The sequence below is a fragment of the Neobacillus sp. 114 genome (assembly GCF_030127045.1).
In the GTDB taxonomy this organism is placed as follows: domain Bacteria; phylum Bacillota; class Bacilli; order Bacillales; family Cytobacillaceae; genus Neobacillus; species Neobacillus rhizophilus.
Genome location: NZ_CP126144.1, coordinates 3173819 through 3199796, shown reverse-complemented (window position 1 = coordinate 3199796; position 25978 = coordinate 3173819). Strand labels below are relative to the sequence as shown.

Here is a 25978-nt window from a genome sequence, read left to right as displayed (position 1 = left end):
TTGTATGGTAGAATTTAGGCATTTATACAAGTTGGATGTGGGGTTATAAAATGGATATGAAATCTAAATGGAACGCCAAATACAAAGATCGTTTGACTGAGTTAAAGGAGTCTGTTCCAAATCCCCGATTGAAAGATCTTTCAGTACACCTTCACGGCGGGAATGCCCTTGACCTTGCCTGCGGTCTAGGTGGAAACAGTATTTTTCTTGCCCAATTAAACTATCATGTAGTGGCTCTTGATATATCAGAGATTGCCATCCACTTTCTTCAGGAACAAGCTGTCGAACAGCATCTCAATATTAATCCGCGCGTTTGTGATTTAACGGATGTCACACAGCTTAAGAAGGAGCACATCGCAACCGACCTTATTGTGATTACCTACTACCTAGACCGATCCCTCTTTCCATTTGTCAAAAGCATGGTAAAAAGGAACGGATTTTTCTTTATGGAAACCTATTTTCAGACACCCAAGACAGCATACCAAACGATATCCGATCAATATAAATTGAAGCCAAAAGAGCTTTTAAACGAATTCAGTGAATGGAAAGTGCTCTTTTTTGAAGAGAACGACCAAGAAGGACGGCAAACGGTATTTTGTCAAAAGGTTTAGCTATTTAAAAAATATAAGGGGGTGAAAAGGTGATTGACCCAAAAGTTGATGATAACGCTAAAGTTTTAGAAATTCCAGTGGATGGAATACATCTTTACATCGATTCGCCTGAAAGGCAAAAACAGTTATATAAGCGGACTTTGGGGGTAGCGGTCATTTCCCAGATGCTCGGTGGCGCAGGACTTGCTGCTGGTGTAACGGTTGGGGCACTGCTAGCCAAAAATATGCTGGGAACCGACCGGTTTGCCGGACTCCCAGTGGCATTGTTGACTCTTGGTTCCGCAGGTGCAGCACTTCTGATAGGAAGACTGTCGCAGCGATACGGCCGCCGTTTTGGACTGGCAGCGGGTTTTTTGGCCGGAGGTATCGGCGCGATTGGAGTGGTGACGGCAGCTGTCATCAATTCTATTATTCTGCTGTTTGCATCACTATTAATCTATGGTGCCGGAACCGCAGCTAACCTGCAAACCCGTTATGCAGGTACCGACCTCGCCAGTCCTTCACAGCGGGCAACCGCTATCAGTATCACCATGTTAGCGACGACGTTTGGGGCTGTTGCCGGGCCGAATCTTGTTGATGTAATGGGACGATTTGCAATGTCGATCGGTGTTCCACCTTTGGCCGGCCCGTTTATTTTAGGGGCTGCTGCTTTCCTTTTGGCCGGTTCTGTGTTGTTGATGTTCCTGTACCCAGATCCTCTCAAGGTTGCAAAGATATTGTCAGAAGTTAATAGCAGCAACGGAGAATTTTCTTCAAAACTACCCACCGGCGCATCGCTCAAGAAGAAGCGCGAACTCGTAGTCGGTGCTGCCCTGATGGTCCTAACACAGTTAGTGATGGTTGCCATCATGACCATGACACCTGTCCATATGAGAAACCATGGACACGATCTGAGTGATATCGGATTAATTATCAGTATTCATATTGGCGCCATGTATCTTCCATCTTTGGTGACCGGAATAATTGCTGACAAAATTGGCCGTACGGCAATGTCCATTGTTGCAGGTGCCACTTTGCTTGCGGCAGGTGTCCTTGCTGCTTTTGCACCGTCCGATTCAATGCTTGTCCTTATGATTGCACTTGCGCTGCTAGGGCTTGGCTGGAACTTTGGTTTGATTAGCGGTACAGCGATTATTGTCGATGCTACTCACGTTTCCACACGTGCTAAGACACAGGGAACAATTGATGTTTTGGTTGCTCTTGCCGGTGCATCTGGCGGAGCCATTTCCGGAATGGTCGTTGCCCAGTCAAGCTATACCATACTCTCGCTGGCGGGAGGCATTTTATCTTTGCTGCTTATCCCTGTTGTCGTTTGGTCCAGGAGAAAACAACCGAATGCATAGCATAAAAGTTCCAGGCCTATATTGGCTTGGAATTTTTTCGTGTTTGAAAAATTTTCATGAATAGCCCAGACACCACAATACTTCTTTAACATGACCGGTAATGAATGAATACAATGATTGACATAGAGTTCTAATACTGATGCCCATGGGGGGAGAAGGTTGAAGATTGAGTACAATCATGCTATTGGTTTGCCTAGAAATTTAGTATGGAAATGGTTGAAAGATGAAACAGTCCTAAAAAACTCGATTCCTAACTGCAAGTCGTTTGTTGAAACTTCAAGTGGTATCTACCGAGGCGAAATTGATATCCGGATTGGTCCAATCAACGATGTATATGCGATCGACATACGACGTATAGAAGAAAAAAACCCATCATTTTATCGCCTGAAAATAAACGGAACTAGCAAACTTGGAAAAATTCAGGCGCAGTCTGATTTATTTCTAAGAGATTGGCAAGGGGCTTGCAAATTAACTATTAAAGCTGATGTAGTGATAACAGGGGCTATGGAAGTGACTCCTGATCGGTTACTTAATGGAGCAGCAATCAAGGTGATTGAAAACCTATTCCAAAACCTGGAGAAAGAAATTAAAAAGGCTGTCTATCAGTCTAGAAAAAAATTTCGTACTTGAGTCCCCATAACTTTGAAAACAGCATCCAAGCTTGAAATAAGCCGGGATGTTTTCTTATTGAAAGTTTTTTTAAGTGGAAGAAAAAGGTTTCTTAGATTCAGAAAATACTCTTATATTGACAGTTATTAGAATATTCTATATTTTTGTTGTATTTCAATGTACTTTTTCTCTAAAATTATCTTGAATAAAAGAATTTTAGGGAGGCTTAATTTATGGTAGAGAAAACACTTGATCTTAAGAAATTAGTTGAAGCTGTTGAAAAAGAGGTTGTGGAGTGGCGCAGACATTTACATGAAAATCCTGAACTTTCATTTCAGGAGGTAGAAACATCCAATTATGTATTTGAGAAGTTAGAGTCCTTTGGCAATATTGAGTTATCTCGTCCAACGCCGACAAGCGTATTAGGACGGATTGTCGGTGCTAAGCCTGGTAAAATTGTTGCTTTACGTGCTGACATGGACGCGCTTCCAATTCAAGAAGAAACCGGGCTCCCATTTGCCTCTAAAAATGACGGTGTGATGCATGCCTGCGGTCATGATGGACATACTGCCATGCTTTTAGGAGCGGCAAAGGTTCTGTCCCAATTAAAGGATGAAATAGAAGGGGAAATCCGCTTTTTCTTCCAGCATGCTGAGGAATTGTTCCCTGGCGGCGCATCGGAAATGGTGAAGGCCGGCGTTACAGAGGGGATTGATGGGGTCATCGGCGTTCACCTTGGTTCGCAAATTCCTTCAGGAATCTTTACTGTTTGTTATGGACCAGTCACTGCAGCGACTGATGCATTTGATATTGATATTCAAGGCAAGGGCGGACATGGTTCTGCACCAAATGCAACGATTGATCCAATTGCTATCGGTGTTCAAATTATTAACGGAATTAACCAAATTATTTCACGGAAAGTGGATGCAGCCCAGCGCGCTGTCATTTCTGTTACCAAATTCAATGGTGGAACAGCCAATAATATTATTCCTGACCGCGTAAGCCTTGGCGGGACTGTCCGCACTTTTGATCCGGAAGTACGCAAACAGATTCCCGTCTGGATTGAAAAAATCGCTAAAGGAATCACTGAAGCACATGACGCTTCCTATGAATTAAATTATATCCTGGGATACGCACCTGTCATAAATGAAGAAAATATCACCAAACTGGTAGAGCAAACCATTGTGGAAACATTCGGAGAAAGCAATCGAGTCATTGCAAATGGGATCATGGGAGGGGAGGATTTTTCAGCATTTTCAGCGGAAGCACCGGGATGTTTTGTTTTCCTAGGCGCTGGAAGCGAGAACCCAGCCGAAAATTATCCGCATCATCATCCAAAATTTGATGTGAAGGAAGAGTCTTTAATAAAAGGTGTCAATTATTTCGTCCGCTCGGCCTTCAAATTCTTAGGTGAGAAATAAAAGTACCCGTAATGTGGAGGGGATTTTGTGATTGAAAGAGTAGTAGATATCCAGAAACTAATAGAGGCAGTTGAAGAAGAAATAATTGAGTGGCGCAGACATTTTCACGAAAATCCGGAGCTTTCTTTTCAAGAATTTGAAACCTCTAATTACGTTTATGAAAAACTGCAATCGTTTGGCAATATTGAAGTTTCCAGGGTCACACCAACGAGTGTCATGGGACGTCTGTTTGGCAGCCAGTCTGGCAAAGTATTGGGGCTGCGGGCAGATATGGATGCCCTGCCAATCCTAGAGGAAACAGGATTGCCATTTGCCTCCAAAAATAAAGGTGTGATGCATGCCTGCGGTCATGATGGACATACGGCGATGCTTCTTGGCGCAGCCAAAGTTTTGTCCCAATTAAAAGAAGATATAAAAGGGGAAATCCGCTTTTTTTTCCAGCATGCGGAGGAACTGTCCCCTGGCGGTGCACAGGAAATGGTAAAGGCGGGGGCAGCCGATGGCCTTGACGGTGTGATCGGCCTTCACCTCGGCTCACAAGGGCCTTTGGGTAAATTCTCTCTCTGCTACGGACATGTGACAGCGGCCTGCGATGATTTTGATATTGTCATTCAAGGTAAAGGCGGACACGGTTCGGCACCTGAAGAAACTGTTGACCCAATTGCTATTGGTGTTCAGCTTGTAAATGGAATCAATCAGTTTATTTCTAGAAAAGTGGATGCCAGCCATCGGGCTGTGATTACGGTTGCCCAGTTCCATGGGGGAACTGCCAACAATATCATTCCAGATAAAGTGACATTAGGCGGAACTGTTCGCACGTTTGACCCTGAGGTACGCAAGCAGATTCCAATCTGGATGGAAAAATTAACAAAGGGAATCACCGAAGCACATGGTGCAACCTATGAATTAAACTATGACTTTGGCTACAGTCCAACGATAAATGATGAAAAGGTTACCTCATTAGTTGAACAAACGATTGTGGAAACCTTTGGAGAAAGCAGCTTCGTGAGGGGCACGGCGTTAATGGGCAGCGAAGACTTCTCCGCATTTGCAGAGGCAGCACCGGGATGCTTCGCCTTTTTGGGGGCAGGAAGTGAAAATCCTGCTGAAAACTATCCGCACCACCATCCTAAATTTGATGTGAAAGAAGAAGCATTGATTCTAGGCGTCCAGTATTTTGTCAGAAGCGCGTTGAAGTACCTAAATATTAATTAAGATGTGAAAGGGGCCTGAACCCCGGTACGTTAATGTTTAACGCGCCGGTGCTTAGGCCCCTTATTTATTTGATGGGGATTTGTATTGAAATGGTTGTTCCCCAATCGTGTTTGCTGCGTATGGATAGACCATAGTTGTCCCCGTAGGTAAGCTGCAAGCGTTTATGGGTATTATAAAGGCCAATGTGATCGTTTGCTGTATAATTTGATTTCAGCTTCGAGCGGATTTCCTCTAGCCTAGCCCTGTCGATTCCCTTGCCATTATCAATAACCACTACATAAAGATGGGTTGGGAAGATTCTTATTTTTACTTTAATCGAAAGCTTTCTTCCCAAGCCAGGCAGGCCATGCTGAAGGGAATTCTCGATCAGAGGCTGCAGGGACAGTTTAACAACATAATAGTTTTCAACACCCTCATCACATTCCCAATAGATCGCAAACTGGTCCTTGTGCCTGATTTTCTGAATATCCACATAGCTTTTCGTATGCTTTATTTCATCTTTGAAAATGACTAAGCTGTCCTTTGCGCTTAAGGAGTATCGAAGGATATTTCCAAGGTTATCAATCATCTCATTAATCTCGTTTGGCCGTTTTGTAAGACTGATCACCTTCCAATTAATCGTTTCTAGTGTATTATACAAAAAATGCGGATTTAATTGGGATTGGTGCACGGATAACTCCAGTGCCTGCATTTTATATTTTCTCTCCGACAAGAGCACCTTCATATAGGATTGCTCCATAAAATTGGTCAAAATCTTATGAATGATTAGGCTGTGAATATCCGTTACGTCATTTGGCAAATGGGGCAGAGGTTCACCCTTTTCGGCATTATTTAAGATATTGACAATCGAATCAATTTCGGCAAAATTCTTTTTCGTTAGATAATAAGCGATAATTCCCCCAACAATAACTGACGAAAGCAGGAGAACTAAAGTAAGCAAGCTTAATTGGTATGGCAACTTATAAAGCGAACTCCGCGGGATGGTCGAGAAAAACACCCAGCCATATTTTTGGGAGTCCAGCTTAAAAACAGTAGAAGGTTCGTTTCCTATTTTCAATGTACTAATTTCATTAGCGGTGGATAACATTTCCTTCGCTTCATGTGAAGTTAAATGAACTGGATGATTTTCAAACAGTACCTGGTCATTTTTATCCATAACCAAAATATTTTGTCCGTTCATTTTATATAAACTATTTAGATTGTCCTTTAAATAATCTGTGTTTACGTTCAAAATAATGTACCCGAGGTTACCATTTGCAAGAGTAATGCTGCGGTACAAGGAAATGACATCAATCTTTTGGTCGGGAAAATCCACAAGCTTCCGAATTACTGTTCTTTTTTGGGTCCAAACAGCATCGCCGCTTTTTACCTTACTGAGCCCCTTATACCAAGAGACATCATCAAAATCATGAAGATCTACTACACCGCCTGTTGTTGAGGTTAAAAATCGTTTTTTGTCATTTTTAATATAAATATAAATCGAATCAATGTATGGGTGGGCAATAGCAGGAGAGTCGATGGTGTTTTTTAACGACGCCAGTTTAACAAAATCCTCTGGGTCCAACCATTTTTTCTCGAGCATATTTTGCAGGTCTAGAAATTCCTTGGCACTGGCCGCAATAGTTAAGTTAATAGAATTTAACTCATCGAAAATCATTTCCACATTCATTTGGATTTGATTGAGTAGATTTAAGTTTTCCTGATTAATTTTTTCCTTCAAATATAAATGGATTAATGTTATCGCAAGTGAACCTAGAATGAGTATGGGAATCAGCATTGGAATCAGCAGTTTGCTTAAATTTTTAATAAAAAAGGAACGTTTTAAAGAATCCATTGGAAGCAATCCTTAATTTAGCCGATATTCCTTTGGGCTGACCCCAAAATATTTTCGGAAAGCACGTGTGAAATTCTTGGCATTGCTGTATCCGACCATTTCACTTACCTCATAGGTCTTGTATTTCATTTCTTTAATTAATTTTGCTGCTTCTTCCATTTTGACTTGAAAAAGAAAATCAGAGAAATTGACATCTGTTTTTTGTTTAAAATATTTGCTTACATAATGGGGGTTCATATAAACGACTTGAGCAGCCTCATCTAATGTTGCGTTTTTAAAATTGGTTTTCACATAATCTTTAATTTTATTAATAATCGGATCAACATCATCGTCTTTTAGTTTTAAGGAAACCGTTTGGGTAGAGGCTGGAATTCTTTGGTCTAGTTCCTTTTTTATTTGTGAAAACGCTTCCGTTATTTCTGAAAAATTTGTGGGTTTTAGAATATAATTTTTGACCCCGTACTTAATGGCAGACTGGGCATAGTGGAACTCCTGGTAACCGCTTAAAAAAACAGTCAGGACAGGGGATTTCTGCTCATGCATTTCCTTTATGACCTCAATGCCGGTCATGATCGGCATTTGAATATCGCAAAGCAAAACGTCAGCATTTCCCTCTGAAACGAGCTCCAGGGCTTCTTTCCCATTTGCTGCTTCCCCAATTACTTCGAATCCAAGTTCATTCCAAGGAAAATAGTTTACTAGGCCGTGCCGGATTTCATATTCATCATCAGCAATAACTAATTGGTACATAAGGCATCCCCTAAAACATTATTTTAATATTCAAAATATACTATACTTTGACATGATCAACAAGCGTAATTCTATTTTTGTTTGTCAAGTAATGATACGAAATGTCAATTCAGGTCCCTTTTTTTATCACTACTATTTTTATTAAAATAATGTTAACCGAGTAGAATGTTCGGAAAATTTACAAAATTAATAGTTTTTAGAAAGAGGGGTGAAGGAATGAAACCTTTACTGGAAGTAAACCAAATACAAATTGCATTTGAGTCAGACAGTGAAGAAGTGATTTCAGTAGAAGAGGTAAGTTTTTCAGTCAACCCTGGAGAAACCATCGGCATTGTTGGCGAGTCCGGTTGCGGAAAAAGCGTCACCTCTTTATCTATTATGGGTTTGCTCGGGAAAAACGGAAAGGTGAATAAGGGCCAGATTCTTTTTGGAGAAGAAGACCTTACAAAAGTATCTAATCAGCGTATAAGAGATATCAGGGGAAATGAGATCTCGATGATCTTTCAGGAACCAATGACCTCATTAAATCCCGTTTTTACGATTGGGAACCAAATGATTGAGGGAATCAAGCTTCACTTAAAAATGAATCCAAAGGCTGCTAAGGAATACGCCGTTGAAATGTTAAAAAAGGTTGGAATTCCAAGGGCGAATGAGATTATGAAGGAATACCCGCATGCATTGTCAGGCGGAATGCGGCAGCGGGTGATGATTGCGATGGCGCTTGCCTGCAAGCCAAAGCTGTTGATTGCGGATGAACCAACAACTGCCCTGGATGTAACGATTCAGGCGCAAATTCTCGAATTGATGAAAACCTTGCAAAAGGAATCTAACACCGCCATTATGCTAATTACCCATGATCTTGGGGTAATTGCGGAAACGGCCGACCGGGTAATTGTCATGTATGCTGGTCAGGTTGTGGAAGAAGCAGATGTATTCACGCTATTTAAGGAGCCAAAGCATCCTTATACCCAAGGGCTAATGGCCTCCATTCCACATTTGGAATATGAAAGTGAACAACGCCTGGCTTCAATTCCTGGTTCAGTGCCGAGCATCAAGCATATGCCAGCAGGCTGTCGGTTCCATACCCGCTGCCCCTATGCAACGGAACGGTGTGAGCAGGAACAGCCTAGACTTAAGGATGTTCAGGCAGGGCATAAAGTAAGGTGCTGGTTAACGGAGGAAGACGGTTTAAGGACAAACTCCGATCAACCTAAGGAGGAAATATTCACATGACCACCATGATTGAAAAAGAAACGACTCCTTTACTAAAAGTAGAAAAATTAAAAACCTATTACCCTATTAAAAAGGGTGTTTTTTCGAAAACGGTTGGTCACGTGAAGGCGGTAGATGGGGTCGACTTTTATATTAACGAAGGTGAAACACTCGGATTGGTAGGAGAGTCGGGCTGCGGTAAATCAACCATTGGGAAAACGCTTGTAAGGCTGGAAAATGCCTCAGAGGGTAAGGTGTATTTTCAGGAGAAAGAAATCACCACTGCTAACAGAGATACGATGAAAGGTCTGCGCCGGGACCTGCAGATTATTTTTCAGGACCCGTATTCATCTCTGAATCCAAGGAAAAGAATCAAAGATCTCCTCGAAGAACCGATGAGAATTCATCAAGTAGTTGAAAAGGAAAAAATCAATAAAAGAGTAGACGAGCTTTTGGAACTGGTCGGTCTGCCAAAAAGCTATAAAAATCGCTACCCGCACGAATTTTCCGGAGGCCAGCGGCAGCGGATCGGAATTGCCAGAGCCTTGTCGCTTAATCCAAAACTGATCATTTGCGATGAGCCGGTATCTGCTTTGGATGTATCCATTCAGGCACAAATCCTGAATTTATTGAAGGATCTGCAAAAAGAATTCAACCTTACTTATTTGTTTATTGCCCATGGCTTAGGAGCCGTTAAGTATATCAGCGACCGGATTGCAGTTATGTATTTAGGGAGAATTGTCGAGGTTGCAAAAACGGAAGAAATCTTCAAAAATCCGCAGCATCCTTATACAAAAGCGTTGTTAAGCTCTTATCCAATACCGAACCCTGAATTAAGAACGAAAGAAAGAATCATTATTGCTGGCGATGTCCCAAGTCCGGCCAATCCGCCAAGCGGCTGTAGCTTTCACACTCGCTGCCCGATTGCAACAGCGATTTGTCGGGAGCAAAGACCTGTTCTAAAAGGTAAGGAACATAGCGTTGCCTGCTTCGCGGTTAACGATGCATAAAAATTAGTTTTAGAAAGAGGGTGAAAATTTGGTTCCCTATATTATCCGCAGACTTTTAATTGCCATCCCAGTTTTATTTGGGGTCATGGTTGTCAATTTTATCATCATTAATATGGCGCCGGGAAACCCGGTTGATATGTATGTCGACCCCAATTCTTCACCTGAACTGCTGGAGATGAGGAAGGAACAGCTGGGCTTGAATGATCCGCTTTACATTCAATTTTTCCATTGGCTTGGTAATCTTGCACAAGGCAATTTAGGCTACTCCTTTTCAACCTATGAACCAGTATCAAAGATGATTTTCGAAAGGATTGGCCCGACGTTTGAATTAATGGGACTTGCCCTTCTAGCGGGATTAATCATCGCCCTGCCGATAGGGATTTTAAGTGCAGTCAAGCAATATAGCAAACTTGACTATTTGGCGACAGGGACCTCGTTCTTTGGAATTTCCATCCCGCATTTTTTCTTAGGATTGGGCCTTATTTATATCTTTGCCGTCCAATTGCAGATTCTGCCGGCAGGGGGCATGTCGACCCTGGGCAGTGAAGATAATTTCTTGGATAAGGTTCAGCATTTAATTCTTCCGGTGAACGTGCTGGCAGTCGGAATTTCAGGGCAATATGTCCGCTATGTCCGGGCAAGTCTCTTGGAGGTGCTGGGGCAGGATTATTTACGGACGGCGAGAGCAAAGGGGTTAAAAGAATTTGTTGTTACCAATAAACATGCTTTAAAAAATGCCTTGATTCCGATTATTACGATCATTGGTATGGAGATTCCTTTCTTGCTTGGCGGAGCGGTTATCACCGAACAGATATTTCAGTGGCCGGGTATGGGTCAGTTGACCATTCAGTCGATTATGTCCAGGGATTATCCAACACTGATGGCTCTTAATCTATTGACGGCATTTATGGTGCTGTTTGCCAATCTATTAACAGATATTGTCTATTCGTTTGTTGACCCGCGCATTAAGTATAAATAGGAAAGGAGGAACTTGGTATGCCAATGCTAGAAACAAATATTAAAAAGGATGTGGAACCTCCCATTTCTCATACAGAGATTGGCGGAGAGGAAACTCCTTTACAACTAATAATTAAACGTTTTATGAAGCATCGCTTGGCCGTAGCAGGCAGTATTTTGATGTTGTTAATCATCCTGATGGCTATTTTTGCACCAGTTATTGCACCAAAGGACCCGTATCAGGTTTATGACGAATTCTCTGCACCGCCATCTGCTGAGCACTGGTTAGGAACCGACCAAGTCGGACGAGATCTTTTCACACGCCTTATCTATGCTTCAAGGGTTTCGATGGCAGTCGGACTAGGGGCAGTTCTTATTTACACCCTTATTGGAACAATCCTAGGTGCGGTTTCTGGCTATTTTGGCGGATGGGTCGATATTGTGTTAATGCGATTGACAGACGTCTTCATGTCATTCCCAGGATTGATGTTAATTCTTGTGGTGGTTAGTATTTTGGGACCAAGCCTATTTAATATCATCTGGATTTTGGGGCTTTTGGGCTGGCCGGCCGTTGCCAGATTGGTTCGCGGAACGGTACTTTCGCTGAAACATGTTGATTATGTCAAATCGGGCGTAGTGCTTGGGTTAAGTACACCAAGAATTTTATTCCAGCATATTTTGCCGAATGCAATTGCTCCGATTCTTGTCCAAGCTACATTTGGCATAGCAGCAGCCATTATCGTAGAAGCATCTCTAAGCTTCCTCGGGATGGGGGTACAACCGCCGACAGCAAGCTGGGGGAACATGCTGACAGATGCCCAATCGTTAACGGTATTAACCGACCAGCCATGGCTATGGGTTCCTCCAGGGGTAATGATTGTCATTGTCGTATTAGCCATCAATTTTATCGGTGATGGCCTGCGGGATGCTTTGGACCCTAAAACATTGAAGTAAAATTGAGGTATTTAGCGCATTAACGCAGTGGGGGCCAGCCTCTCATCACATTATCGCGTTAAACAATTGGGGGCCTTGCCCCCAATGATATATAGCAATCCAATATAAAATGAAAAGAGGGACGGGAATGAAGAAGCTGAAAGGAAAATTTTTAACGGTTTTATCAGTTGCATTACTATTATTTTTAAGTGCATGTTCAGGTTCTAATAATGCATCAAGCACACCGAAGGAAAACGGGAAGAGCGGAGGCTCTGCACAATTTGGTGATACCATTGTTGTAGGTGTTTCAAACGCGATCGGTGCGATTAATCCGATTAATACTCGTGACTTGGGTGCCATTACATTGGCAAATATTCTATTTGATCCTTTCTTTGAACCAGATGAAAATATGAAATTTCAAAATAAGTTAGCAGAAAGCTTTGATACAAAGGATAACCAAGCGTTTACGATTAAAATTAATTCAAAGGCAAATTGGACAGATGGAAAACCTGTTACGTCTGAGGATGTTAAATTTACCTTTGATCTACTGGCAAATCCTGCCGTTCAAAGTTCCGGCTTGAAAACTCTTAATGTGATTGATGGCTTGGATGAAAATGGCCAGCTGCCTAAAGGAGAAAAGTCTGTTAAGGGGATTGAAGTAGTTGATGACAAAACCTTTGTCATTCACACAAAAGCACCAACTGACCCGAACTATCTTAAAGGAAGCTTAATCAATTTCCGAGCTGTTCCAAGCCATATCCTAAAGGACAAGGATCCTGCAACACTTCATCAAGATCCATTTATGTTAAAGCCAACTGTTTCCAATGGTGCCTACACCCTTGTTAACTTCAGCGGAGAATCGAGTGTTGAACTTAAGGCGAACCCAGATTATTATCGCGGTGCTCCTAAAACAGCAAAGCTTTTCTTTAAGGTGGTTCCACAGGCAAACATTACAGCACAGCTGCAGACCGGCGAAATTCATATCAACTATCCTTCTACCGGTGCAATTGCGATTCAAGATATTGAAAAAGTGAAAAATATGGCGAATGTCACAACTAATGATCCTAAGGGCTATGATTGGCAGGAAATTTACCTGAATACAAAAACCTTTGATCAGAAGATGCGCCAAGCAATCGCTTATGCGATTAACCGTCCGCAACTTGTTGAGAAGCTATTAAAAGGAAAAGCAGAAATCATTGATGGACCATACACAAAGATCCATCCATATTTTGATAAAAACATTAAGAACTACCAGTATGATCCAGAAAAAGCAAAGAAACTTATTGCAGAATCAGGCTGGGATAAGAGCAAGCCAATTCAAGTCAATGTTCCAATCGGCAACCAGGTTCGTGAGCAATCCGCTGTTATTGTTGCAGAAAATTTAAAAGCAGTAGGGCTAAACGTTCAGGTTCAAAAGTTTGATTTTCCAACCCATATGCAAAAAGGTGCTAAGCATGACTTTGATATTATGTTCCTTGGAATCCCATACCAAATTGATCCGGATGTAAGTACATTCTATGTAACAGGTGGAACCTATAATTTTGCGGACTATAGCAATCCAGAGCTTGATAATTTGTTAACCCAAGGTAAGTTAGAACCAGATCCAGAAAAACGCAGAGTGATTTATGACAAGGTCCAAGAAATCCTGCATGAGGATTTGCCAACATTCACACTTTATTCAGACTACCTACAGGGAGCGGTAAATAAGAAAGTCAAAGTAGGACAACCAAAACAATTTGGCATGTTCTACAACGTAAATGAATGGCAAATTGAAAAATAAACAAAAATCTTAAAATCTAGCAGCATCAGCCTTTCAAGGTTGATGCTGCTTTTTTTCTTTCCCAAAACAAAAAATAACTGATTTAATAAACTGAATATTCCGTCCTATATATTCATACATATTACTATCTTCCAAAATCCACAACAATTCACATCACATCCCACAACTTCATGCAAATTGGATATTGGTATTTTGTTGGTTTTTGATAAAGCCCATTCACATTTAAATGGTAGAGGAGCTGTTAAGATGTATAGTTCATTGCAGGGTAAGACGGTTATCGTTACGGGTGGCAGCAAAGGGATTGGAAAAGGGATTGCCCGAGTGTTTGCCAAGCATGGAGCAAAGGTTGCGGTTGTGGCCCGAAATTTGGAGGCTGCCCAAGCGTGTGCAGCTGTACTGGGCGGTGAAAATGCTAAGGTTGTGGCATTCCAAGGCGATGTACAAAATCGCGACTCAATGAAAGCTGTAGCGAAAGAGGTCCATGAAACATTTGGCGGTATAGATGTTTTATGCGCCAATGCCGGGATTTTTCCATCTGCCTCTCTAGAAACTATGACAAATGAAGATTGGGATACTGTCATGAATACCAACGCGAAGGGCACATTCCACGCTGTACAAGCGTGCATCCCATATCTCAAGCAAGCTGAATACGGGCGAATTGTCATCACCTCGTCGATTACTGGTCCTGTTACCGGCTATCCGGGTTGGTCTCACTATGCGGCTAGTAAAGCAGCGCAATTGGGGTTCATGCGGACAGCTTCTTTGGAGCTTGCCGGTGAGCAAATTACCGTGAATGCGGTGCTGCCAGGGAATGTCCTAACAGAGGGACTCGAAGGAATGGGGGATGACTACCTTGAAGAAATGGCCTCTGCTATCCCAATGAGAAAGCTGGGCACTGTTGAAGACATCGGCTATGCGGCCCTATTCTTGGCCTCCAAGGAAGCAGGCTTTATCACAGGTCAGACCATCATCGTCGATGGGGGACAAATATTACCGGAAAACTAATAATCTGTTTTTTTTTTGAAAAATAATGCCTTTAAAAAGAAAAGGTTCCGATTCTGTGTTTAGTAGGTGGTACTGGATATGTCTTTATCCTATGAAGAACGAAAAACAACCATTATGGAATCTTTAGAAAAAGAGGAGAAGGTTCAAGTACGCGTGCTGGCCAACCTTCTTCAAGTGTCCGATGAGACGATTCGCCGTGACCTGGATCGGCTTGAAAAGGAAGGATTTTTAAAGAAGGTGTATGGCGGTGCCGTCAAAAACAAGATTCATAGCTGGGAACTGCCTTTCGATGAAAAAACAACAATCAACCAAAAAGAGAAACAGGCCATTTGTAAGGCGGCCGCAGACCTAGTAGAAGACGGTGACATCATAATGATCGGCAACGGCACCACGCCTCTCGATATGATTTCATACTTGTCGGATAAAAAGGATATTACCTTAATTACTCATTCCGTTCCGGTTATGCTTGGGGCCATGGACAGCTTTAAAGGGCGCGTAATCTTTATTGGCGGCGAAATTGAAAGAAACCAGAAATATATGAGCGGGCCACTTTCGGAACGAATGCTCGAAATGCTTCGTGCCGATAAAACGTTTGTTTGCGCGGGCGGTATTTCCACTGCCAACGGAATTACAGATTATGATATCAGCGGTTCGAGCATCTCTAGGAAAATGATGGAGCGTGCCGAAGAGGTCATTGTTCTTGCGGATCATTCAAAGTTCGGGAAAACGACGTTTGCGTATATGTGTTCCATTACAGATGCTTCTAAGATTATTACTGACCAAAGCTGTCCTGATGAGTGGAAAAAAATAATCTCAGCGCATGGTGTTGAATTAATTGTGGCAGATGAGTTTTAGGAGAAGGTCCTGAAATCCCAATAGTTAAATACGTGACAACAGTCCTATCAAAATGCTTTTAAGAGAGATGAGGAGAAATCAAATGATTGAATTTGGCAGTAAAAAAACCGTTCTTGACCACTCTATCCAATGGTGGAACCCGGGTAAAACGAGTCAGTGGCAAAAAGATGGAATTGACTTGGTGATGGGTAAGCGAGAAGGTTATTACTTTTATGATATGGAAGGCAAGAGATTAATGGACGTCCATTTAAATGGCGGAACTTATAATCTCGGTCACCGTAATCCTGAAATTATTGCCACTTTGAAAGAAGCCTTGGATGAATTCGATATTGGCAATCATCACTTTCCTGCCATGACGCGAGCCCGCCTTTCGGAAAAACTCTCACAAAGTACACCGGATAGCCTGCATTATTCGATTCTATCCGCCGGCGGAAGCGAGGCAATCGATGTGGCCCTGAAATGTGCCCGCTATGCTACGAAACGAAAGAAAATTGTTTCCATTATTAATGGCTATCACGGTCACACAGGACTCGCCGTATCGTTAGGAAATGAGCGGTATTCACGTTTGTTTTTGAGTGAAGGTGACCCGTCAGAATTTATTCATGTTCCGTTTAATGATTTGGACGAAATGGAACAGGCACTCAGAAATGAAGATGTGGCCTGTGTCATTATCGAAACAATACCGGCAACCTATGGGTTCCCAATGCCGGAAAGAGGTTACCTATCAGCTGTAAAAAGGTTATGTGAAAGATTCGGGACACTTTATATCGCTGATGAAGTGCAGACTGGCCTAATGCGGACGGGCAAGCTTTGGGGAATTGAGCATTACGGAGTCGAACCGGATATTCTTGTCACCTCCAAAGGCTTCAGCGGCGGGATTTACCCGATTGCCGCAACCGTCGTAAGTAAACAAGCAGGAAATTGGATGAATGAGGATGGCTTTGCCCATATCTCGACATTTGGTGGTTCGGAACTGGGCTGTGTTGTAGCGATCAAAGTTTTAGAAATCTCGCAGCGTAAAGAGGTTCAGCAAAACGTTGACTTTGTGGCCAGATACTTGCGGACAGGATTAGAAACCATCAAGAAGCAGCATCCGGACTTTTTTGTCGGCATCCGCCAACTGGGAGTTGTCATGGGGCTTGAGTTTAATCATCCGCAAGGTGCTATCTACGTAATGCAGGAGCTTTATAAAAATGGCGTGTGGGCAATCTATTCCATGCTCGATAACAGGGTCTTACAGTTTAAACCAGGCTTGCTTTGCGATAAGGAATATTGTGATGAGTTATTGTCGAAATGCGAGGCCAGCATCAAACAGGCAGCTAAATCGGTTTTCAGCTACAGTTAACAATTCGAAAGGAGTAATGAATATGGGCAGCTCCTCAATTGATCCTTTACAGGAATCCATGGAAAAATTTAATCAAATTGCCAAAGCCGCTATTCCTTTTTATCCCTTTTTATCGCAATCATCTATTCAGCTATTAAACTATTCCGAAAATGCTACTTACCTAATTACAGACACTACTACGAGGGAAAAATATATTCTGCGTGTGGGCCGTCCTGGGTATCACACAAAAATAGAAGTGGAAAGTGAACTGGAGTGGTTAAGATCGATTGACCAGCATTCGTCCATCCATGTCTCTTTGCCTGTGTCCGGGGGGAATGGTGAATATATTCAAGTCGTCAACTATGAAAATATGAATTATCACTGTACTCTTTTCACGTTTTTAGAAGGTGAAGCGCCAAATGAAGACAATGAGCAGGAGCTAATCAGCCAATTTAAAATGCTTGGGGAGATTACGGCCCAATTGCATGAACACAGTATGGCAAATTGGGAACAACTCCTTCATGTCCGCAGGCTTACCTGGGATTATGAAACGATCCTTGGCCAGACTCCAAAGTGGGGAAGATGGCAGGATGGGCTGGGTATAACGACAGAGCGTGAAAAATTGTTCACTAGGGTTTCCGAAAAGATAAAAACGAGATTGGAGCGTTTTGGTAAAGCTCCTACCCGTTATGGACTCATCCATTCCGATTTACGGCTTGCCAATCTTTTGGTGGAGCGCGATCAAATCAAGGTAATTGATTTTGATGACTGTGGATTTGGCTGGTATTTGTATGACCTCGCTACTTCCTTAAGCTTTATTGAACACAAACCATATGTGCCCGCACTTATTGAATCATGGTTAAAAGGCTATCGAAGTGTCCGGCCGCTTTCAGAGGAGGAAGAACAAGAAATTCCCACTTTTATACTAATGCGGCGGCTTCAGTTGATTGCCTGGGTCGGCAGCCGTGATAACGAGACAACACGGGAATTGGGCAGTGGATTTACCGAGGACACTGATGTCTTGGCGGAAAAATATTTTCAGGATGGAAAAATATAAGAAAACTATACGGCTGTTTATCAGGTGGTGAAACAATGGATGAGAAGTTGGTAGAAAGGATTACCAGATTAGTACTCTCAAAGCTTCGGGAATACTCGGAACCTTCCCTTTCTAATGAAGTGAACAGGCTAGATTCCGTTGAAGATAAAAGTTTGGATTATCCTCCGCTTACAGAACAAGATTTGAAAAATTGGCAACAAATTTCGATGTCTATAGGGTTTTCGGAAGTATCAACAAAGGTCGAACCTTTGACGCAGGAAGAAATCAACGTTTGGAAAAACATATCAGCTTCGATTGGGTTTAAAAAGAAAATAGTTGAAAGAGAACCATCTAGTCATCGACCGCTTACGGAGGAGGAAATTAACAACTGGAACCGTTTATCGGTAAATACAACAGAAAAAGGTCAGGTGAAATTTTTTCCACATCATAATTGACGAGGAAATGAGAAAGGAGGGTGCCAAATTGGAATTGGATAATGATTCGACCTCGATTAAGGAGATGCTGGAGGCTGTAAGACTGGCGAAGGAAGCTCAAGCCAAATATCAGGAGTTTTCTCAGGATCAGGTCGACCGTATCGTTAAACATGTTGCAGAAGCAGCCTATCAAGCATCTGAAAAATTAGCGAGAATAGCTGTTGAAGAAACGGGAATGGGTGTGACAGAACATAAAAAAATCAAAAATGAATTGGGTTCTATGGGCGTCTATCAATCTATTAAGGACGAAAAAACGGTAGGTATTATCAGTGAGAATAAAAAAGAAAAAATCACCGAAATCGCCTATCCGTTTGGGGTCATTGCCGGGATCATCCCAACGACGAACCCTACCTCCACGGCATTTTTTAAAACACTTATTTCATTAAAATCGCAAAATGCGATTGTCGTCAGCCCACATCCATCGGCGGTAAAGTGTACAGTGGAGGCGCTGCAGGTTTGCCAGGATGCCGCGATTGAGGCGGGGGCGCCTGAAGGGATAATCGGCTGGATTAGCAGGCCGACAATGGCAGCAACGACGGAACTGATGCACCATCAGGATATTCAATTAATCTTAGCCACAGGCGGCGGCGGGCTTGTCCGGGCTGCATATAGTTCCGGAAAACCGGCCTACGGAGTCGGACCGGGGAATGTTCCTGTCTATATCGACCGCTCGGCCAATGTCAGTAAAGCGGTCAAACTGATCGTTGACAGCAAAACGTTTGATAATGGAACCATTTGTGCCACCGAGCAAGCGATTGTTGTTCACAAAAATGTAAAAGAAATGACGATAAGAGAATTGAAAAACAATGGCGCTTACTTTTTAAGCGCTTCGGAAAAAGCATTACTTGAAAACATCATTTCCCCAATTAGAGGAAAACTGAATCCGGCTATCGTCGGAAAATCAGCAGAGCGAATCGCTGCGATGTCCGGACTAAAGCTTCCTGCGGGGACACGAATATTGATAGCTGAGGAAGATTCAATCGGAAAGGAAATCCCTTTTTCGATTGAAAAACTTTCACCCATTTTTGCCTTATATACTGCTGCTGATCTGGAAGAGGCGAAAAAAATCTGTCAGGAATTATTGAATATTGGCGGCAGGGGGCATAGTCTGGCCCTTCACACCAATGATGATGACGTTACCAGAATGTTTGGCTTGGAAATGCCTGTTTCCCGGGTTTTGGTAAACACGCTGGCATCGATTGGGGCAGCAGGGGCGACGACAGGGTTAACCGCTTCGCTAACCCTAGGATGCGGGTCATATGGAGGGAACATAACGGCGGACAACATCACAGCCAGACATTTGATTAATATTAAAAGAATCGCTTATGGAATCAAGGATGTCGAGATACCAAAGCCATCCCAATCTATTGAAAATAGAGTGAGCAATGACGAAATAGTGGAACAGGTAATAAAAAAAGCAACCGGAAACCAAATGAAAAACATTGACACAGAGATGATCACAAAACTGGTTAAGAGTGTAATAGAACAATATCAAAAATCTTAGTAATTTAGGAGGAAAACGGAATGGCGATAAATGGTGCACTGGGAATGATTGAAACAAGAGGTTTGGTAGCTTCATTGGAAGCGGCGGATGCAATGGTAAAAGCGGCGAATGTAAATCTCGTCGGGAAGGTCCACGTTGGTGGGGGAATCGTGACTGTCTTGGTTACAGGAGACGTTGGGGCGGTAAAAGCAGCAACAGAGGCAGGAAGTGAAGCGGCGCAGCGGGTTGGCGAGCTTTTATCTGTCCATGTTATTCCAAGGCCACACACAGAATTGCAACTGGTTCTGCCAAAGATTGAGGGTTAAAAACTATAAATTCATGGTTGAAAAAATGAGGTTAATAAGATGAAGGAAGAAATTACACAACGAATTATTGAGGAAGTATTGAGGCGGTTGCAACAGAAACCTCATGATGAAGCGAGTATTCCTATTGGAGTTTCGGGCCGGCATTGCCACCTAAAGGAAAAGGATTTAGAATTCCTATTTGGCACGGGATACCAGCTGACGAAAAAGGCAGATTTATCTCAGCCCGGACAATTTGCTGCGAATGAAACGGTCATCATTGCAGGGCCAAAGGGGAGCATTGAAAGAGTTCGGGTCCTCGGACCGCTGCGCAGTGAAACTCAAGTGGAGATAAGTCAAACGGATGCGATAAAACTTGGTTTGAAGCCGCCCATCCGGGAATCAGGGAACCTAAAGGGATCTTCACCTGTTACCATTATTGGGCCGAATGGCAGTTTATTTTTAGAAAATGGATTGATTATTGCCCATGCTCATATTCATATGCCGCCAGAGGATGCCGCTACATTCAATGTAGAGGACGGGGAGTATGTCGCTGTGCAAACTGACAATCCAATGCGGCCAATCAGATTTGAAAGGGTACAGATTCGTGTATCGCCTAAGTATAACTTAGAAATGCATATCGATACGGATGAAGCTAATGCCGGTTTCATCGTAAGCGGGCATACCGGGAGATTAGTAAAAGCAGAAGGGAAGAGGTGATGTGAGGTGGCAAAGGCGTTAGGAATGATTGAAACAAGAGGGCTCGCTACCTCCATTGAGGCATTGGATGTGATGGTAAAAACCTCTTTTGTCCAGCTTGTCAAACAAAATATGGTCGACCCGGCCCTCGTGACAATCGTGGTCGAAGGGGACGTCAGTGCAGTAAAGGCAGCAGTTGAAGCAGGGGTAGAAACTGCCAGAAAAAAAGGATCTCTTATTGCCTTTAATGTGATTCCGCACCCCGATGGAAGCTTGCCGCAGCTATTTATGGAGCAGCCCATCGCTAGAAAACAAGAAGCTAAAATAGAGTCGAGCTTAGAATCGCAATCGGAGTAGATAAAACCGTTGGAAAGGAGGTCATGTATGTCCTTCACACGGAAAAAGCTTGCTGTCATCGGAGCAGGAAATACTGGTACTACAATCGCTCTCATGTTTGCGCAAAAAGAATTGGGGGATATTGTCTTATTAGATATTCCTAGCCAGGAAAAACCAACTAAAGGGAAAGCATTAGACCTGCTCCAAGCAGGTCCGGTGCAGAAATATGATTCTATGATAATAGGATCCTCCGATTATAAAGATATAAAAGCTGCTGATCTGGTCATTATTACTGCGGGGGTCGCCCGTAAGCCCGGCATGAGCAGGGATGACTTGGTTACGATCAATGCCAGTATTATCAAGGAAGTGTCTGAGCAAATAGCCGTTTATGCTCCTAACAGCTATGTTTTAGTCCTGAGCAACCCAGTTGATGCGATGGCCTATGTTTGCTACAAAACTACCGGTTTTCCGAAAAATCGGGTGATTGGGCAGTCGGGAGTACTCGATACAGCCCGATTTAATACCTTTGTTGCACAGGAATTAAATGTTTCAGTGGAGGATATTTCGAGCTTTGTCCTGGGCGGGCACGGTGATACGATGGTTCCCATGGTCCGTTTTTCGTATGCAGGCGGAATCCCCTTAGAACGTATTCTTCCTTCCGAAACAATCGCCAGGATTGTAGAACGGACGCGAAATGGCGGCGGCGAAATTGTCAATCTTCTTGGCCAGGGCAGTGCTTATTACGCACCTGCTGCGGCCATTGTACAAATGGCCGAGGCCATCGTGAAGGATAAAAAGAGAATCCTCCCTTCGATTGCTTATTTGGAGGGGGAATATGGGTATAAGGACATTTACCTGGGCGTCCCAACGATTCTTGGCGGGAATGGTATTGAGAGTATTATAGAATTGCCGCTCACTGCTGATGAAAAAGTTAGCCTGGACGTTTCCGCTCAAACAGTAAAAACCTTGCTAACTTTGTTAGATTAATTTTTTAAGTGGAATTTTTATCTTGAGGGGGTGACTGCAAGGAAGATCCTCTTTTCTCAGAAAAAAAGTCTTCTTTGTGTATAGGTTCGTCACTGTGATTTTCTAATATTTTGGCTCTTTTCTAAAAGATTGTTGCTAATAAGGATTATTCGCAAGAAGCAACAGCATTTACGAAAACAGCCTATATTTTTAAGGAAAGAAGGGTGAAAAGATGTCTAAAGCAGGACTCGCATTGTTTGAACAGAAATCAACAGGTGGAATTGCCCGGCAGATCAGTCCAATAGACACGATGATTTACTCCGCTGCCAACCCGGGGTTGATGTTTGCGCTCGTCTATATCATGTGGGCACCATTTTTATATCCAGGCGCTCATATGGTTTGGGCCATCCTGACTGTCGCACAAATGTTTATAATTGCCGGCCTATACTGGTTGTTATCGGTCTCAATGCCGCGCTCCGGCGGAGAATATATTTATATAAGCAGGATTCTTCATCCCTCACTAGGTTTGATGGCAAGTTTTATGATAACGTTTACATCTATTTCGTGGACGGGGATTCTTTTAAACTGGATTATCAAATGGTCTATCGTTGAATTCTTCTATTCGATTGCACTCATTAACGGAAATGACGCAACATGGCTGGGGCTGGCGGAGTTTTTCAACAGCAATATCATGCATGCAATTATCGGAACAGCACTGTTAGCATTCATCTACTTTATCTATTATAAAGGCACAAAGTGGATGGTTAGGCTGGCCTATTTAACGCTCGGTGCGACGCTGGTAGGGGCGGTAGTTTTTATCATTGCGAACCTGATTACCGGGCAGGGAACGTTTGCGGCTAATTTTACTGAAATGACAGGCTTGGCCTATGGGGATGTCATAAAATTAGCTGAAGCGGATGGCTATACAACAAAGTTTCTATTCGGTGCAACTGTCATGGCCGGTTCCACCTACATTATTCTTAACACCCTTGGATCTACCTTTGGGGCAAATCTCGCCGGTGAAGTGCGAAACGTTCAGAAGTCACAGCTCTTGGCCTTATTTGGCTCGCTGGCTATTTTAATGGTCGTTTGGGCAATTTTCTATGCGATGTCCTATATTAACTTTGGCGATATCTGGTCCAATAGCTTGTATTATCTTTACAATGCTGGTCATGAGGCCTATCCATTTAAGGGCTATGACCCATTTATCACCATCATGATTGGGATCATGACGAAAAGCCCTGTGTTTGTCTTTTTGATTGCTATCTGTTTCGCGGTGGCCACCTTTGGGTCAGCGGCAGGTCTTGGCTTCGGCCCTTCACGAAATATTGTGGCTTGGTCCTTTGACCGCTTGATTCCAAGCAAATTTATGGAGCTTAACAAGAAAACGAACTCCCCAACCTACGCCTTAAGAACAGTCATCATCGGTGCCTGGTTTTTCTTAATGCTCGATATTTTCATGCCTTCTTGGACGGCTAATATCGCGTACACCATTTTCACTTGGTTCTTAGCCTGGATTTTCCTGGGGATTTCCGGAATTGTTTTTTCAACCCGCAAGAAGATTTTGTTCAACTCCTCACCGCCAATTGTAAAAACAAAATTTTTAGGAATGCATTTAATCACCATTCTAGGCTGGTTAACCCTGGCAATCAGTATTTCGATTTGTTACTATCTTCTGATACCGTTTTTGAGAGGCGATTTGCCATTTACAATGATTGTGGTTTCGCTCTGCTTAATGTTTATCCCAATTATCGTCTATTTCGTGATGAAGCGGTCCCATGCTAAGAAGGGAATCGATATCGATATTCAGTTCCAAGAGATACCTTCGGATTAAGTAAACCTTTCATAAAAAATGTAGTGGGGTGAGCTAAGTGAAAATTTTTTATGCAGCAGACCTGCATGGCGGTGAAACAGCCTTCCGAAAATTCACGAATGCCGGGAAGTTTTATAAGGCTGACTTAGTTATTTTTGGAGGGGATTTAACAGGGAAAATGGTTGTTCCGATTGTGGAAAAAAACGGCGTTTATACTTGCCGGTATTACGGCTCAACCGTTAAAGTGAAAAATGAGAAGGAATTGCCAGACTTGGAGCGTAATCTTAGGGATGCCGGATTCTATCCCTTCTTAGTTTCAGAGGATGAATTAAATCGTTTAAACGAAAATGATGCCGAGCTGATCATCAAAGAGAAGCAGATTGAAGTCCTTCAGGAGTGGATTCGGTTGGCAGATGAGCGATTTTCGGCGGCAGGAATTCCCTGCATCTTGATTCCTGGAAGTGTCGATGATTTTTATTTAGATGAACTGATCAACGCGGGAAGCTTTGTCGCCAACGGTGATGGAAAAATTATTGAAGTAAATGGGTTTGAGATTCTCTCGGTGGGCGGCGGAAAGCCGAGTGTGTTTAAGTACCCAAGGGAATTTAGCGAGGAAGATCTGGCAGAGAAAATCGAACAATTGGCCGCGCAGGTGAAGGACATGAATCGCTGCATTTTTAATATTCATATCCCTCCTTATGATACTGACTTAGATCAAGGGACCTTATATGATGATGAATTAAAGCCTGTGCTTGATGGAGATTCACTGGCAACCGGTCCAGCAGGAAGCAAAGCGGTGCGCGAGGCGATTGAAAAATACCAGCCGCTCCTATCTTTGCACGGGAATGTTCATGAAAGCCGCGGTGTGACGACATTAGGGAGAACCATCTGCATTAACGCCGGAACAGACTATGACCAAGGCTTGCTAAGAGGAGCGTTGGTGGATGTCGGCGCTGAAGGACAGGTGTCCTATACACTTACAGCGGGCTAATTTTTTAGAGGGAGTTGTAATCATGGAAATAATTCGCAAGGAACAAGGCGTACTGACGATGTCACCGAACAATAAGCCTGTTAAAAAAGTTCAGGCTGGCAGCAAGGTGGTGTTCGAAACGTATGACTGCTTTAGCAATCAAATCCAGCGGGAGGATCAGCTTTTCAGCTCGGTCGGCTGGGAACAGATCAACCCTGCCACAGGCCCATTGTTTGTAGAAGGGGCGGAGCCGGGGGATATTCTAAAAGTAGAGATATTGGAAATTAAAATAGACCAGAAAGGTGTCATGACGACCACACCAAAGCTTGGAGTTTTACGGGATTATGTGTCGGGCGAAACGACAAAAATTATTCCAATTCAGGAAGGGAAAGCTATTTTCAATGATAAAATTCATATCCCTATTAAACCGATGATTGGTGTTATCGGTACCGCTCCTGGCAGGGAGGAAATTCCGACTGGTACACCAGGCCAACATGGCGGCAATATGGATTGCAAACAGATTATAAAGGGCTCCACTCTTTATTTACCGGTAAATGTTCCGGGGGCTCTGCTTTCAATGGGAGACCTGCATGCCGTAATGGCCGATGGGGAAATTGTCATTTGCGGATTGGAAATACCGGGTGAAGTAACGGTGAAGGTGGGTGTATTAAAAGAAGAATCATATCCATTGCCAATGCTTGTGAGCGAGGAGAAGCTAATTGCCATCGCTTCGGCCGAAACTTTGGATGATGCCGCCAAACTGGCAACGATCAATATGCATCAATTCTTAGTCCAACAGTTAGGAATTGACGTAGATGAAGCAGGGATGCTTCTATCCTTAGTAGGAGACTTAAGAATTTGCCAAATCGTCGACCCACTCATGACTGCCCGGATGGAATTTCCACAGTGGATACTGGACAAATACGAATATAAAATTAAATAACAACAGGTGAGGGGGCCGCTTCACTCCGTAAATCTTAATGGGGTGGGAAGAGCCCCTTTGGTTCGTAGTTAGGAGGA

At 43.0% G+C, this 25978-nt stretch carries 25 protein-coding genes; 23 read left to right on the top strand and 2 right to left on the bottom strand.

Features of this window, described 5'->3' with window-relative positions:
- The first annotated feature begins 50 nt into the window (after positions 1-50).
- From QNN06_RS15595 to QNN06_RS15575, 5 genes are all read left to right on the top strand, one after another.
- Positions 51-611, top strand: a complete 561-nt coding sequence (locus tag QNN06_RS15595) for a class I SAM-dependent methyltransferase (protein WP_217037490.1) — start codon at positions 51-53, stop codon at positions 609-611.
- Positions 612-682: 71 nt separating this feature from the next.
- The gene (locus tag QNN06_RS15590) at positions 683-1954 is read left to right on the top strand and encodes an MFS transporter (protein WP_284037932.1); all 1272 of its coding nucleotides are present in this window, start codon (positions 683-685) and stop codon (positions 1952-1954) included.
- A gap of 159 nt (positions 1955-2113) precedes the next feature.
- The gene (locus QNN06_RS15585; RefSeq protein WP_217037491.1) at positions 2114-2584 is read left to right on the top strand and encodes an SRPBCC family protein; all 471 of its coding nucleotides are present in this window, start codon (positions 2114-2116) and stop codon (positions 2582-2584) included.
- 212 nt (positions 2585-2796) lie between these two features.
- A complete protein-coding gene (locus QNN06_RS15580) occupies positions 2797-3984 on the top strand; it encodes an amidohydrolase (RefSeq protein WP_284037868.1) in 1188 nt (395 codons plus the stop codon).
- 27 nt (positions 3985-4011) lie between these two features.
- Entirely contained in the window at positions 4012-5199 is a 1188-nt protein-coding gene (locus QNN06_RS15575) for a M20 metallopeptidase family protein (protein WP_284037867.1), read from the top strand.
- A gap of 64 nt (positions 5200-5263) precedes the next feature.
- On the opposite strand, the gene QNN06_RS15570 is transcribed toward QNN06_RS15575, so the two are convergent.
- A complete protein-coding gene (locus tag QNN06_RS15570; RefSeq protein ID WP_284037866.1) occupies positions 5264-7033 on the bottom strand; it encodes a sensor histidine kinase in 1770 nt (589 codons plus the stop codon).
- 12 nt (positions 7034-7045) lie between these two features.
- Positions 7046-7783, bottom strand: a complete 738-nt coding sequence (locus tag QNN06_RS15565; protein ID WP_213115496.1) for a response regulator transcription factor — start codon at positions 7781-7783, stop codon at positions 7046-7048.
- A gap of 216 nt (positions 7784-7999) precedes the next feature.
- On the opposite strand from QNN06_RS15565, the gene QNN06_RS15560 reads away from it, so the two are divergent.
- The 18 genes from QNN06_RS15560 to QNN06_RS15475 all read left to right on the top strand — a co-directional run bounded on the left by QNN06_RS15560 (position 8000) and on the right by QNN06_RS15475 (position 25901).
- Positions 8000-9016, top strand: a complete 1017-nt coding sequence (locus tag QNN06_RS15560; protein WP_213115497.1) for an ABC transporter ATP-binding protein — start codon at positions 8000-8002, stop codon at positions 9014-9016.
- The gene (locus tag QNN06_RS15555; protein ID WP_284037865.1) at positions 9013-10005 is read left to right on the top strand and encodes an ABC transporter ATP-binding protein; all 993 of its coding nucleotides are present in this window, start codon (positions 9013-9015) and stop codon (positions 10003-10005) included. Before QNN06_RS15560 ends, QNN06_RS15555 begins: the two co-directional genes overlap by 4 nt.
- A gap of 28 nt (positions 10006-10033) precedes the next feature.
- On the top strand, positions 10034-10984 hold the full coding sequence (locus QNN06_RS15550) for an ABC transporter permease (protein WP_284037864.1): 951 nt from the start codon (positions 10034-10036) through the stop codon (positions 10982-10984).
- A gap of 17 nt (positions 10985-11001) precedes the next feature.
- The gene (opp4C, locus tag QNN06_RS15545) at positions 11002-11916 is read left to right on the top strand and encodes an oligopeptide ABC transporter permease (protein ID WP_213115500.1); all 915 of its coding nucleotides are present in this window, start codon (positions 11002-11004) and stop codon (positions 11914-11916) included.
- Between the two features lie 127 nt (positions 11917-12043).
- Complete coding sequence (locus QNN06_RS15540) at positions 12044-13675, top strand: ABC transporter substrate-binding protein (protein WP_213115501.1); 1632 nt, start codon at positions 12044-12046, stop codon at positions 13673-13675.
- A 246-nt stretch (positions 13676-13921) separates the two neighbouring features.
- The gene (fabG, locus tag QNN06_RS15535; protein ID WP_284037863.1) at positions 13922-14680 is read left to right on the top strand and encodes a 3-oxoacyl-ACP reductase FabG; all 759 of its coding nucleotides are present in this window, start codon (positions 13922-13924) and stop codon (positions 14678-14680) included.
- A 78-nt stretch (positions 14681-14758) separates the two neighbouring features.
- Positions 14759-15535, top strand: coding sequence for a DeoR/GlpR family DNA-binding transcription regulator (locus QNN06_RS15530; RefSeq protein ID WP_213115503.1), 777 nt, complete (start codon positions 14759-14761; stop codon positions 15533-15535).
- 82 nt (positions 15536-15617) lie between these two features.
- Positions 15618-16880, top strand: coding sequence for a class-III pyridoxal-phosphate-dependent aminotransferase (locus tag QNN06_RS15525; RefSeq protein ID WP_217034799.1), 1263 nt, complete (start codon positions 15618-15620; stop codon positions 16878-16880).
- A gap of 22 nt (positions 16881-16902) precedes the next feature.
- On the top strand, positions 16903-17916 hold the full coding sequence (locus QNN06_RS15520; protein WP_284037862.1) for a phosphotransferase enzyme family protein: 1014 nt from the start codon (positions 16903-16905) through the stop codon (positions 17914-17916).
- A 35-nt stretch (positions 17917-17951) separates the two neighbouring features.
- Positions 17952-18350: a hypothetical protein gene (locus QNN06_RS15515; RefSeq protein WP_284037861.1), complete on the top strand. Its 399-nt coding sequence runs from the start codon at positions 17952-17954 to the stop codon at positions 18348-18350.
- A gap of 28 nt (positions 18351-18378) precedes the next feature.
- Positions 18379-19893 carry an aldehyde dehydrogenase family protein gene (locus tag QNN06_RS15510; protein ID WP_481819253.1) on the top strand — a complete coding sequence of 505 codons (1515 nt, stop codon included), beginning with the start codon at positions 18379-18381 and terminating at the stop codon, positions 19891-19893.
- 20 nt (positions 19894-19913) lie between these two features.
- The gene (locus tag QNN06_RS15505; RefSeq protein WP_213115508.1) at positions 19914-20198 is read left to right on the top strand and encodes a BMC domain-containing protein; all 285 of its coding nucleotides are present in this window, start codon (positions 19914-19916) and stop codon (positions 20196-20198) included.
- 39 nt (positions 20199-20237) lie between these two features.
- Entirely contained in the window at positions 20238-20894 is a 657-nt protein-coding gene (gene pduL, locus QNN06_RS15500) for a phosphate propanoyltransferase (RefSeq protein WP_217034791.1), read from the top strand.
- A gap of 6 nt (positions 20895-20900) precedes the next feature.
- Positions 20901-21230 carry a BMC domain-containing protein gene (locus QNN06_RS15495; protein ID WP_284037860.1) on the top strand — a complete coding sequence of 110 codons (330 nt, stop codon included), beginning with the start codon at positions 20901-20903 and terminating at the stop codon, positions 21228-21230.
- A 27-nt stretch (positions 21231-21257) separates the two neighbouring features.
- On the top strand, positions 21258-22196 hold the full coding sequence (mdh, locus tag QNN06_RS15490; RefSeq protein ID WP_284037859.1) for a malate dehydrogenase: 939 nt from the start codon (positions 21258-21260) through the stop codon (positions 22194-22196).
- 211 nt (positions 22197-22407) lie between these two features.
- Positions 22408-24009, top strand: a complete 1602-nt coding sequence (locus QNN06_RS15485) for an APC family permease (RefSeq protein WP_213115511.1) — start codon at positions 22408-22410, stop codon at positions 24007-24009.
- A 37-nt stretch (positions 24010-24046) separates the two neighbouring features.
- Positions 24047-24979 carry a metallophosphoesterase family protein gene (locus QNN06_RS15480; RefSeq protein ID WP_284037858.1) on the top strand — a complete coding sequence of 311 codons (933 nt, stop codon included), beginning with the start codon at positions 24047-24049 and terminating at the stop codon, positions 24977-24979.
- A 22-nt stretch (positions 24980-25001) separates the two neighbouring features.
- Positions 25002-25901, top strand: a complete 900-nt coding sequence (locus tag QNN06_RS15475; protein ID WP_284037857.1) for an acetamidase/formamidase family protein — start codon at positions 25002-25004, stop codon at positions 25899-25901.
- The last annotated feature ends 77 nt before the right edge of the window (positions 25902-25978 follow it).